General features: G+C 64.1%; 13 protein-coding genes and 2 pseudogenes. 13 read left to right on the top strand and 2 right to left on the bottom strand.

Annotation, left to right across the window (positions count from 1 at the left end; all coding sequences use genetic code 11):
- Nucleotides 1-328: pseudogene (locus ABYB95_RS00170) on the top strand (MFS transporter); the annotation flags it as partial.
- A 90-nt stretch (nucleotides 329-418) separates the two neighbouring features.
- Here ABYB95_RS00170 and ABYB95_RS00165 read toward each other — a convergent pair.
- Nucleotides 419-943, bottom strand: a complete 525-nt coding sequence (locus ABYB95_RS00165; protein ID WP_372656402.1) for a phasin family protein — start codon at nucleotides 941-943, stop codon at nucleotides 419-421.
- Between the two features lie 293 nt (nucleotides 944-1236).
- Entirely contained in the window at nucleotides 1237-1665 is a 429-nt protein-coding gene (locus tag ABYB95_RS00160) for a BLUF domain-containing protein (protein ID WP_372656401.1), read from the bottom strand.
- A gap of 190 nt (nucleotides 1666-1855) precedes the next feature.
- Between ABYB95_RS00160 and ABYB95_RS00155 the strand changes: the two genes are divergently transcribed.
- The 12 genes and pseudogenes from ABYB95_RS00155 (at nucleotide 1856) to ABYB95_RS00100 (ending at nucleotide 11511) form a co-directional block, all read left to right on the top strand.
- Nucleotides 1856-2221 carry a YciI family protein gene (locus ABYB95_RS00155; protein WP_372656400.1) on the top strand — a complete coding sequence of 122 codons (366 nt, stop codon included), beginning with the start codon at nucleotides 1856-1858 and terminating at the stop codon, nucleotides 2219-2221.
- A 275-nt stretch (nucleotides 2222-2496) separates the two neighbouring features.
- Complete coding sequence (locus tag ABYB95_RS00150; RefSeq protein WP_372656399.1) at nucleotides 2497-4128, top strand: BCCT family transporter; 1632 nt, start codon at nucleotides 2497-2499, stop codon at nucleotides 4126-4128.
- 47 nt (nucleotides 4129-4175) lie between these two features.
- Nucleotides 4176-6065, top strand: a complete 1890-nt coding sequence (locus ABYB95_RS00145) for a DUF294 nucleotidyltransferase-like domain-containing protein (RefSeq protein WP_372656398.1) — start codon at nucleotides 4176-4178, stop codon at nucleotides 6063-6065.
- 2 nt (nucleotides 6066-6067) lie between these two features.
- Nucleotides 6068-6817 carry a 3'-5' exonuclease gene (locus ABYB95_RS00140; RefSeq protein WP_372656397.1) on the top strand — a complete coding sequence of 250 codons (750 nt, stop codon included), beginning with the start codon at nucleotides 6068-6070 and terminating at the stop codon, nucleotides 6815-6817.
- A 154-nt stretch (nucleotides 6818-6971) separates the two neighbouring features.
- Nucleotides 6972-7325 carry a DUF1428 domain-containing protein gene (locus tag ABYB95_RS00135; protein WP_372656396.1) on the top strand — a complete coding sequence of 118 codons (354 nt, stop codon included), beginning with the start codon at nucleotides 6972-6974 and terminating at the stop codon, nucleotides 7323-7325.
- A gap of 49 nt (nucleotides 7326-7374) precedes the next feature.
- Entirely contained in the window at nucleotides 7375-7776 is a 402-nt protein-coding gene (locus ABYB95_RS00130; protein ID WP_372656395.1) for a GFA family protein, read from the top strand.
- 60 nt (nucleotides 7777-7836) lie between these two features.
- A pseudogene (locus tag ABYB95_RS00125) lies at nucleotides 7837-8301 on the top strand (VOC family protein); the annotation flags it as partial.
- A 30-nt stretch (nucleotides 8302-8331) separates the two neighbouring features.
- Nucleotides 8332-8748 (top strand): VOC family protein, encoded by a 417-nt coding sequence (locus tag ABYB95_RS00120; RefSeq protein WP_372656404.1) that lies wholly within the window; start codon nucleotides 8332-8334, stop codon nucleotides 8746-8748.
- A 37-nt stretch (nucleotides 8749-8785) separates the two neighbouring features.
- Entirely contained in the window at nucleotides 8786-9217 is a 432-nt protein-coding gene (locus tag ABYB95_RS00115) for a YciI family protein (protein ID WP_372656394.1), read from the top strand.
- 29 nt (nucleotides 9218-9246) lie between these two features.
- Nucleotides 9247-9780, top strand: coding sequence for an SRPBCC family protein (locus ABYB95_RS00110; RefSeq protein ID WP_372656393.1), 534 nt, complete (start codon nucleotides 9247-9249; stop codon nucleotides 9778-9780).
- A 32-nt stretch (nucleotides 9781-9812) separates the two neighbouring features.
- Nucleotides 9813-10223, top strand: a complete 411-nt coding sequence (locus ABYB95_RS00105) for a VOC family protein (RefSeq protein ID WP_372656392.1) — start codon at nucleotides 9813-9815, stop codon at nucleotides 10221-10223.
- Between the two features lie 16 nt (nucleotides 10224-10239).
- Entirely contained in the window at nucleotides 10240-11511 is a 1272-nt protein-coding gene (locus ABYB95_RS00100; RefSeq protein ID WP_372656391.1) for an RNA polymerase sigma factor, read from the top strand.
- Nucleotides 11512-11596 lie beyond the last annotated feature (85 nt).

The following is an 11596-nucleotide window of genomic DNA, read 5'->3' as shown; positions in this document are numbered from 1 at the left end:
GGCCGACGTGGTGCTAGCCTACAGCAACCAGGGCATCGGGGTCTGGCTGGGTATTGCGCTGTGGGGTCTGCACATGGGCATGACGCAAGGCTTGCTGGCGGCCATGGTGGCGGGCAGCGCGCCCGCCGATTTGCGTGGCACCGCCTACGGCTTCTTCAATTTGTTGAGCGGGCTGGCCTTGCTGCTGGCCAGCGGCACGGCCGGCTGGCTGTGGGACCGCCACGGTGCTGCGTTTACCTTCGTCGCGGGTGCGGGCTTTGGCCTGTTGGCGCTGGCTTTTTTGCTGGTGCGCGGCGTGGTCCGACGCTGGGGTGGCGTGGCCCGTTGAAGCAGGGCCAGCGTTTCCACCTGCAGTGGCCTGGCTCAGAAACGACAACGGCACCCGAAGGTGCCGTTGTATCGCCAGGGCCCGTAGGTCTTAGGCTGCCTGAGTGGCTTTCTTGGCCGCAGCGGTGAAGTTGGCCTGAGCCGCTTCGGTCGCTTTCTTGATCGTGGCCTGGGCCGTCTCAACGGCGGTCTGGCTGCTGGTCAGCGCGTTTTTGAAAGCTGCAACAGCCGCTTCGCTGCCTGCAGGTGCGTTCTTGGCCAGCTGCTCAACCGCAGCGCCGAAGGCTTTCTGCGCTTCGGCCATTTTGGCTTCCATGGTCTTGGTGAAGTCCGCGCTACCGCCGGTGGCGATGCCCTGGACATGCTGGAAGTAGGCGGCGGATTTCTGTGCCATGGGCTTGAAGAAGCCAGCTTGGACAGCCATCAGCTCCTTGGCATCCTTGACGCCCATGAGCGCCTGCATGTGGCTGAAAGATTCGCTGATGGCGGCCTTGGAGGCGGCCATGTTCAGTTCAACCAGCTTTTCCACGCCGGCGAAGGCCTGGGTGCTCATGCCTTCGATGGACTGGAGGTTGGCTTTTTGGGTGGCGGTGAATTGTTCGACGGTGTTGTTCATTTCGGTTTCCTTAGGTAGGTGACAGACAGTGACTGGGTAGGTTTACGGCTGCTGAAAACTGTTTATGTTGCAGTGCAGCATAGGTCCCAGTATAGGGTAAACCCCGGATATCGCAAGTGGTTTTGTTGCGGTGCAGCACGATTAGAGGCGCGGTTCTAGGTTCTGGCCTGCGCCCTGCAGGTGCGGCTCCCGTGCGGCCTTTTTCCAGGGCGCCCACCGCTCCGTTGGGCCGGTAGCCTGGACGGACCCCGGGCGCAGAGGCCGTGGCGGTGTGGCTGCGTCGCGGCTTCGCTTCAGTCGTCGGCGCGCAGAAAATCCTTGCGCACCATGACCAGCAGCCTGCGCCCGGTTGAATCGCCCAGCGAAGCGGCCAGCCCCTGCTCCAGCAGCGCTTCATAGCCCGGCCTTTTTCGCAGCTCCGACGCTTCCGGTGCCACGAAAGCCATGGACCAGGCTGCAAAACTGCGGGCCTTGATCGGCCCGTCCCAGTACTTGATGACCTCGTGGTGCCGTGCGTCTTTGCGGATTTTTTCGTACAGCGCCAGGATCTCGGCCTCATCGCCTTCCAGCAACTGCATGAACTCCTGCCGGTGGTAGATCAGCATGCCCGTGATGTCGTGCGCCTCGTTGAAGGCTCTGGATTCGTCCAGCAACGCGCTCAGATCCGAGGTGTCCATCTCTCGGACGGCCAAGCTGACGTAGATGAGTTCGTGGAGGGCCATGGCAGCGGATTTGGTGGGTGGTTCCCCGAGATGGGCCTGGCCCACTGTAGCGCCGAACGGGCCCAGGCGATATCCGCAAAAACGAGGGAAAACACCTTTCCCATTCCCGCTTGGCTTCATCGCGCGTGACATGTCCGCCCGCATGTGTAGCATGGCGGCACACGTCGATCCGACACAGAGGGGCCATGCCATGTCTTACATGCTCTTGATCATCGAACCCACCGGCCAGCGTGCCACCCGCACCGAGGCACAAGGCCGCGAGGTGTATGCGCGCATGCAGCGCTTTGGCGAAACGCTGCAGGCACAAGGCAAGCTCAAAGCGGTGGAGTCCCTGGGTTCACAAGCCCAGGCGGTGCGGGTGAGCCAGGCCGGTGGCAAACCCCAGTTGCTCGATGGCCCGTTTGCCGAAGCCAAGGAAATGATCGGTGGCTTTTTCCTGCTCCAGAACGTGGACCGGGACGAAGCGGTGGCGATCGCACAGCAGTGTCCCGCTGCCCAATGGGCCACGGTGGAAGTGCGTTCGCTGGCCCCGTGTTTCGACGAATCTCAGGCCTGAGGTGGCACCGTTTCGTCGCAGCCCTAGAAGCCACCCTGGCGCTGCCGAACAAGAGCAAGCGATGGACGGCGCCGTGGGTCTATTGACCGCCATGGCCGAGAGCAACAGGGCGGCCTCTATCGCGCAAGCTCGTTGTGGGACTGGGCGGGTGCGGGAATGCGTGCTTCCACGGGGTTGACGGGCGTGTTAGTCTGAAAAGGACCCCGTGGTGGTCGCGCGGGGCGCTTGCCGCCACCGCAGGCTGCCAACGACCGACAGCGAGCGAAAGGATGCCTGTGACCGACAAACACGACCCGATGAAGCCCCATGGGCGCGTCAACCCCATCAACACAGACTACAAGATCGGTCAGGACAACATCGTTGTGAGCCTGGGGCCGCTGGGCCTGGACATCCACAACCGGGTGTTCGCCATTTCGGCGCTTGCCATCATCACCTTCGTGCTGTTGACCTTGATCTTCCAGACCCAGGTGGAACCGGTGTTTGCCAGCCTGCGCGGCTGGCTCACCACCAACCTCGACTGGTTCTTCATCAGTGCCGGCAACATCTTCGTGCTGGTGTGTATCGGTCTGATCCTTTCTCCGCTGGGCAAGGTGCGCCTGGGCGGTACCGAGGCCAAACCCGATTACACCTACCTCGGCTGGTTTTCCATGCTGTTTGCCGCCGGCATGGGCATTGGCCTCATGTTTTTCGGGGTGTCCGAGCCTTTGTCGCACTTCGGCAGCGCGATGGGTGGCACCGCGATGGAAAACGGTGTGCGCACCGACTGGGCGCCCCTGGGCGCAGCCGCCGGTGACGCTGTCGGCGCGCAGCGCCTGGCCATGGCCGCCACCATCTTCCACTGGGGTCTGCACCCCTGGGCGATCTACGCCATTCTGGCGCTGGGTCTGGCGCTGTTCTCGTTCAACAAGGGCCTGCCGCTGACCATCCGCTCGGTGTTCTACCCGCTGCTGGGCGAACGCATCTGGGGTTGGCCGGGCCACGTGATCGACATTCTGGCCGTGCTGGCCACCATGTTCGGTCTGGCCACGTCGCTGGGTTTTGGCGCCTCGCAGGCCGCTGCGGGCTTGAACTACCTGTTCGACATTCCGCTGGGCAATACCACCCAGATCGTGCTGGTGATCGGCATCACCCTCATTGCGCTGACCTCGGTGCTGGCCGGGCTGGACGCTGGCGTCAAGCGCCTGTCTGAAATCAACATGGTGCTGGCCGGACTGCTGCTGGTGTTCGTCATCGCCGTCGGGCCCACGCTGGCCTTGATGACGGGGTTCTTCTCCAACCTGGGTGCCTACATCGAATACCTGCCTGCCCTGGCCAACCCGGTCGGCCGCGAAGACGCCAACTTCTCGCAAGGGTGGACCGCTTTCTACTGGGCCTGGTGGATCTCATGGTCACCGTTCGTCGGCATGTTCATTGCCCGCGTTTCGCGGGGCCGCACCGTGCGCGAGTTCCTGGTCTCGGTGCTGATCGTGCCCTCGCTGGCCTGCGTGCTGTGGATGACGGTGTTTGGTGGCACGGCGATCTCGCAACTTGTCAACGATGGCTACAAGGCCGTGGCCGAAGCCGCTCTGCCACTGCAGATCTTCCAGATGCTGGACGTGCTGCCGTTGGCGCAAATCACCTCCTTCCTGGCCATCGTGCTGGTGGTGGTGTTTTTCGTGACCTCGTCCGATTCCGGGTCGCTGGTGATCGACGTCATCGCCGCTGGCGGCAAGGTCGATGCGCCCACGCCGCAGCGGGTGTTCTGGTGCCTGTTTGAAGGCTTGGTGGCGATTGCGCTGATCCTGGGCGGTGGTCTGGTGGCCTTGCAGGCCATGGCCGTGTCCACCGGCTTCCCGTTCACCATCGTATTGCTGGTGGCGGTGGTGGCGGTGATCAAAGGCCTGGCCTCGGAACCGCGCGGCGCATGATCGGATCGCGGGCCCGCCGGCCCGCGATCTGCTAGACCGGAAATTCCATGCAGGACGAGCAACTGGAAATCCTGCAGTTTCTGCAGCGCTTTCCCCCATTCAATGAATTGCCCGAAGACACGCTGCGCCAGGTGGCGCAGTCGGTCGATGTGCGCTATTTCAAAGCCGGTACCCAGATCATCGAATTTGGGCAGACCGCGACGGTGTGGCACGTGGTGCGCAGCGGTGCGGTCGAGGTGTTTCGCCGCGACGGCACTTTGTACAACCGGCTGACCGAAGGCGGCTACTTTGGCGAAGCCGGTCTGCTGCAGCGCAAGAAGGTGCGTTTCCCGGTTTCCGCGCTGGAAGACACTTTGTTGTACCTGATCCCGGAAGCGGTGTTTGGGGACCTGTTCGAAAACCACGAGCGCTTCGCCGATCTGATCGAAACCGAAGACCGTACACGGCTGCGCCAGGTGGTGTCGCGGCGCGAAGAATCCAACCAGCTGATGTCGGCCTCGGTGGAGAGCCTGATCACCCGCGAGCCCGTGACGCTGGTGAAGACCGCCACCGTGCGGGAGGCGGCCCAGCGCATGACCGAGGCCGGTGTTTCTGCGCTCTTGATCGTGGACGCTGAGCCGCCCGCCGGTGACGAGCCCAGCCCCCAGGGAGGTCTGGTCGGCATCGTGACCGACCGCGACCTTCGCACCCGGCTGGTGGCGCAAGGGCTGGACTACGACATTCCTGTGGCCGACATCATGACCTCGGGGCTGGTGACGCTGGAGCACAACCAACTGCTGTTTGAAGCCATGCTGCTCATGCTGCGCCACAACGTGCACCACCTGCCGGTGCAGAAGAAGAACCGGACGATAGGTGTGGTCGCGCTGTCCGATGTGATCCGCTACGAATCGCGCAACAGCCTGTTTGTGGTCAGCAGCATTTTTCGCCAGGCGTCGGTGGACGAACTGGCCGCGCTCACCGCCGATGTGCGCGCCAGTTTCGGGCGCATGGTGCGCGAAGACGCCAGTTCGCGCATGGTGGGCAGCGCCATGGCCTTCATCGGGCGCAGCTTCAAGCAGCGCCTGCTGGAGCTGGCCGAAGCCCAGCTGGGTCCGCCGCCCGTGCCCTACTGTTTTCTGGCGCTGGGCTCCATGGCGCGCAACGAGCAACTGGTGGTGACCGATCAGGACAATGCGCTGATCCTGGACAACCGCTTCGACCCGGCCTTGCACGACGCCTATTTCAGCGAGTTGGCGGCTTTTGTGAGCGACGGTCTCGCGCGCTGCGGCTACACCTACTGCAGCGGCGGCATCATGGCCACCAACAGCCGCTGGCGCCAGCCGCTCCAAGCATGGGAGGCCTGCTTCACACAGTGGATCGAACAGCCCACGGCCGAAACCCTGTTGAGCGCCAACATCTTTTTTGATCTGGACGGTGTCTGGGGCCAGACCGAATGGGCCGAGAAGCTGCGCCGCCTGGTGGCCCGAAAGGGCCAGACCCATTCGCGCTTTCTGGCCTGCATGGCACGCAATGCTTTGCTGCGCACGCCACCGCTGGGTTTTTTCAAGGACTTTGTGGTGGAGGCCGATGGCCGCCACAGCCAGGCGATCAACCTCAAGCGGCGCGGCACCGCGCCCATGGTCGATCTGATCCGCGTGCACGCGCTGGCCGTGGGTTCCACGGCGCAGAACTCGTTCGACCGCTTGCAGGACGTGATCGCGGCGGGCATCTTGCCGCCCGGACGCGGGCAAGACATCCACGACACCCTGGAGTTCATCTCCACCGTGCGCATCCGCAACCAGGCCAACGACCTGGCCGCCGGTCTGGAGCCCGACAACAGCATCGAACCCGACAAGCTCTCGGCCTTCGAGCGCAAGAGCCTGCGCGATGCCTTTCTGATTCTGGGCGACGCCCAGAACTATTTGAAGTTCCGCTACCAGCCGGGCCGGGCGAACTGAGCATGTTGCACCCGGGCTTGCTCCGTGGGCCGGGTTGGGGTGCCCAAACCGCCACACCCGATTGGCGGCAGCGCTTCGAGGCGCTGGCCCAAAGTGCGCGCGATCCGCGGCTCAAAGCCTATTACGCAGCCGGAGCCGTGTCGGGCGATACCCCAATGGCCCAGGTGCCGCTGATGGCACTCGACGTGGAGACCACGGGGCTTGATCCGGTGAAAGACGGCATCGTCAGCATTGGCCTGGTGCCTATGGATCTGGATCGCATCCGAGCCAGCGCTTCGCGGCACTGGCTGCTCAAACCGCGTGTGCCCCTGGGCGAAGTGTCGGTCACCATCCACGGCATCACCGACTCGCAAGTGAGCCAGGCGCCGGATCTGGCGACCGTGCTGGCCGAGGTGCTGCAATGCATGGCGGGCCATGTGCTGGTGGTGCATTGCCGCGACATCGAATACCAGTTCCTGAACGGGGCCTTGCGCCCGCGCATCGGGGAAGGCATCGAGTTTCCGGTGATCGACACCATGGAGCTGGAAGCGCGTCTGCACCGGGGGCAACGCATCGGATGGCGCGAGCGTTTGCTGGGTCGCCGCGCGCCCCCGCTTTCGATCCGCCTTGCCGACAGCCGCAAGCGCTACGGCCTGCCACGCTACCGGCCCCACCACGCGCTCACCGATGCACTGGCGTCTGCCGAGTTGCTGCAGGCCCAGATCGCACACCGTTTCACACCCGATACCCCGCTGAAAGCGCTCTGGCGGTAAAGCCACGGTGGAGCCGTGTTGTTTTCACCACGCCAGCGTTCGAGGTCGGCGGTCTAGGGTTTTCCCGGGGTCTGCAGGTGTCGATTTCGCGCACGCTGTTTCGTCGTACCCATTGAAGCGGCGCCATGATGGAGCTGCGCAACCGGAGAGACCCATGGACTATGTGGAAGGTTTTGTGGCCGCCGTGCCGCAAAAAAACAAGGCGGCTTTTCTAGAACATGCCCGGACGGCCGCGCAGGTGTTCAAAGAGTTGGGTGCCCTACGCGTGGTGGAGTGCTGGGGCGACGATGTGCAGCCGGGCAAGCTCACTTCGTTTCCGCAGGCGGTGATGTGCCAACCCGACGAGACGGTGATCTTCTCGTGGATCGTCTGGCCGTCGCGCGAAGTCCGGGACGCGGGCGTGGCCAAAATGATGCAAGACCCGCGCATGAACCCCGGCACCAACCCCATGCCTTTTGACGGCAAGCGGGTCATTTTTGGCGGTTTTCAAGTGGTGCTGGACGTCTGAGCGGCAGGCCTGCGATCCAGACCGTGTGGATACGAACCGGAGTCTTGCCATGCTGAAAACCTACCGCGCCAGTTGCCATTGCGGCCGGGTCGCCGTCGAGGCCGAACTGGATCTCACCCAGTCCAGCTACCGCTGCAACTGCTCGATCTGTAGGCGCAACCGCTTCTGGCCAGCGGTGGCCATGCCGGCGGGTTTTCGGCAGTTGTCCGGGGAGAGCGAGCTGACGCGTTACGTGTTCGGCCCGGAAAAGAACCACCACTTTTTCTGCCGGCATTGTGGCGTCCGGGTGTTTGGCGTGGGCAACGACACGCCGGTCGGGCGCATGTACGGCATCAACCTGGGTTGCCTCGAGGGCGTCACCGAAGAAGAGCTGTCCCGCATCCCCATCACCTACGTGGATGGCATGCACGACCAATGGGGCTCGGTGCCCGAGTTCTGCGGTCATTTGTGAAACACCCGGCGCACTGGCTCGCAGCGATTTGCGCCGCACTTTTGGACCGAAGGCCCGACCATGATTTCCGCGATTCAACCCTGCCTGTGGTTCGACCACCAGGCCGAAGAAGCCGCCCGCTTTTACACCTCGGTGTTTCCCGACTCGCGTATCGGAGCGATCTCGCGCTACGGCCCCGACATGTTCTTGCCGGCAGGTACGGTGCTCACCGTGAGCTTCACGCTCGGCGGCCAGCCCTGGATGGCGCTCAACGGTGCGCAGGCCATGGCTTTCAACCCCGCCGTGTCTTTTGTGATCACCTGCCAGACACAAGACGAGGTGGACCGCTACTGGAACGCGCTCGCCGCCGACCCGGCGCAAGGCCAGTGCGGCTGGCTCACCGACCGCTTCGGCGTGTCGTGGCAGGTCGTGCCGCAGCAACTGATGGAGCGTATACATGGGCCAGATTCGCCGGGCAAACAGCGCATGGTGGCCGCCCTGATGGCCATGAAAAAGCTCGACATCGCAGCGCTCGACAGCGCCTTTTCCGCCAACCCGGAACTTGAGGAGCGATCCATGTCTGCCACCACCATGTGTTCCGTCGTGCACTTTGAAATGCCCTACAAAGACCGTGCTCGCGCGGCCCGTTTTTACAGCGAAGCATTCGGTTGGAAAACCGAGATGCTGGGCCCTGAGATGGGCGAGTACCTGTTGGTCACCACCGCGCTGCCCGGCGCGCGTCCCCACATGCCGCCCCACGCGGCGCTGGGTTCGATCAACGGTGGGTTGTTCCCCTACAAGCCGGACTGGCCCATGCAGCACCCCTCGGTGGTGATCGGGGTCGACGACATCGCGTCCGCCATGGCGCGCATCCGCCAGCACGGTGGCGAGCTGCTGGGCGAACCGATGGACATCCCCGGCGTGGGGCGCTATGTGTCCTTTGTGGACACCGAAGGCAACCGCAACAGCATCATCCAGCCGCTCATGGCTTGATGCGCAAACACACCACCAGGACACCAGGAGATCCACCATGCGTTTCATGATCATCGTCAAATCCTGCCCCGAGTTCGAGGCCGACACGGTGCCGCCCAGCGCGCCCGACGAAGCCCTGTTTGGCGAAATGGCGGCCTACCACGAGGAACTGGCGCGCGCGGGCGTGCTGCTGGAGGGCGCAGGCCTGCACCCCAGCCGCACGGGCTGGCGTGTGCACTACGCCGCAGACGGCCAGCGCAGTGTGGTGGACGGCCCGTTTGCCGAAGCCAAGGAGCTGATCGCTGGCTACACCCTGATCCAGGTGCGCAACCGCGACGAGGCGCTGGAGTGGAGTCGGCGTTTTCCCAACCCCGCAGGCCAGGGCAAAGCGGCCGTGATCGAGCTGCGCCAGTTGATCGAACTCGACGAGTTTCCGCCCAGCGAATCGGTCGAGACGTTCAGGCGACTCGACGAACGCCTCAAACCCTGAGCCCAACCACCCGAACCTCCCGGGTCCACATGAGCAAGACCATCGCCTGGCTGGCCCTGGCCGCCATCGTTCTTTTGCTGGCCTACGCGGCGACCCGCCCGGACACGTTTCGCGTCGAGCGCAGCACCACCATCAACGCGTCTGCCGACCGCCTGTTCCCGCTGATCAACGACCTGCACCAATTCAACCTCTGGAATCCGTACAACCGCAAAGACCCGGCCATGAAGATGGCGTACAGCGGGCCCGATGCGGGGCCGGGTGCCCGTTACGGCTGGCAAGGCAACAAGGCCGTGGGTCGCGGGAGCATAGGCATCACCGGCGCCGACGAACCGGCCAGCGTGACCATGCAGCTCGACATCCTGGAACCCTTCGAGGGCCACAACACCGTGGTCTTCAGTCTCGCCCCACAAAGCGACGGGACCACCCGCGTGACCTGGGCCATGCACGGCCCCAGCAACTTCATCAGCAAGCTGATGGGCATCTTCTTCAACATGGACCAGATGATTGGCCGGGATTTCGAAGCGGGCCTGAGCAGCCTGAAGACCCTGGCCGAAAAGCCTTGATCCTTTTTTCAACACCAACCGGAGCCTCCACCATGATCCGCCAGATCTTTGTCAACCTGCCCATCGAGAACATGGCGCGGTCCCAGGCCTTCTTCAAAGCGCTGGGCCTGCGCTTCAACCCGCAGTTCACCAACGAGCAAGGGGCCTGCCTGGAAATTGCCGAAAACATTTTTGCCATGTTGTTGGTGAAGCCCTTTTTCCAGGGCTTCACCAAGTTGCCGATTTCCGATGCCAAGCAGGCCACCGAAGTGCTGATCGCGCTCAGTTGCGAGAGCCGCACCGAAGTGGACGAGCTGGTGGCCAAGGCCGTGGCGGCGGGTGCGACCACACCCAATGCTCCGCAAGACCACGGCTTCATGTACCAGAGCGCATTTGCCGATCTGGACGGCCACCAGTGGGAAGTCTTCTGGATGGACGAAGCCGCAGCGCCTGCGCAAATGTGAGGCACGGTTAACGTCCATGCATTCCGGTGTTCACCAAGCCATTGCCACGGTCTGGCGCCTGGAGTCGGCGCGCACCGTGGCGGTGGTGGCGCGCATGGTGCGCGACCTCGGTGTGGCCGAAGAGCTGGCGCAAGACGCCCTGGTGTCGGCGCTGGAACATTGGCCGAAAGACGGCATTCCGCAGAACCCGGCCGCCTGGCTCATGACCACCGCCAAACACCGCGCGCTCGACCACCTGCGCCACCGCCAGATGGCCGATCTGCGGCACCAGGAGATCGGCGCCGATCTGCAAGCTCTGGAAGCGTTCACCGTGCCCGATTTTGTGGACGCGCTCGATGTCGCGCGGCAGGACGATATCGGCGACGATTTGTTGCGCCTGATCTTCACCGCCTGCCATCCGGTGCTGGGCAAAGATGCGCGGGTGGCGCTCACGCTCAAGCTGCTGGGCGGCCTCACCACGTTCGAAATTGCGCGTGCCTTTCTGGTGCCCGAGGCCACCATCGCCCAGCGCATCGTGCGCGCCAAGCGCATCCTGCGCGAGGCGGGTGTTCCGTTTGAAGTGCCGCGAGGTGATGCGCTTGCTGAGCGCCTGGCTTCGGTGCTGGAGGTGGTCTACCTCGTCTCCAACGAAGGCTATACCGCCACAAGTGGCGGCGACTGGATGCGCCCCGAACTCTGCAACGAAGCCTTGCGCCTGGCGCGCATGCTGGCCGGGTTGGCGCCCGACGAGGCCGAGGTGCACGGCTTGCTGGCTTTGCTGGAAATACAGGCCTCGCGCACCGCCGCGCGCACCGACGCACAAGGCGACCCGGTGCTGCTGGGCGAGCAGGACCGTTCGCGCTGGGACCGTTTGCTGATCCGGCGCGGCCTGGCGGCATTGGCGCGGGCCCAAGCGCTGGCCCCGAACGCCGGGCCTTATCAGCTGCAGGCGGCGATTGCGGCCTGCCATGCGCGCGCGCCCGTGCCCGCCGACACCGACTGGGCGCACATGGCCGGGCTGTACGCGCAACTGATGCGGGTGGCGCCGTCGCCCGTGGTCGAGCTCAACCGTGCCGTGGCGGTGTCCATGGCCCAGGGCCCTGCGGCCGGACTGGCCGTGATCGATGGGTTGCACCAAGAAAAGGCCTTGCAGCGCTACCAATGGCTGCACAGCGTGCGGGCCGATTTTTTGGCCCGGCTGGGCCGCAAGGCCGAAGCCCGTGAGAGCTTCGAGCGGGCCGCTGCGCTGGCCGATAACGCGCGCGAAAAAGCCCTTTTGCTGGCCCGCGCTCAGACGATGGAAGACTGAGTCTGGGTGGGTCGCCGGTGTCATGGGGCTGTCACGGTGTCGCCACACCAGCTGCACAGGTGCTGCCTAGCATGGGCCATGCGTT

The sequence above is a fragment of the Hydrogenophaga sp. genome, from assembly GCF_041633695.1.
Classification (GTDB): Bacteria; Pseudomonadota; Gammaproteobacteria; order Burkholderiales; family Burkholderiaceae_C; genus Hydrogenophaga.
Note: the sequence above shows the minus strand (reverse complement) of the source record. Positions and strands in the feature narration are given on the sequence as shown.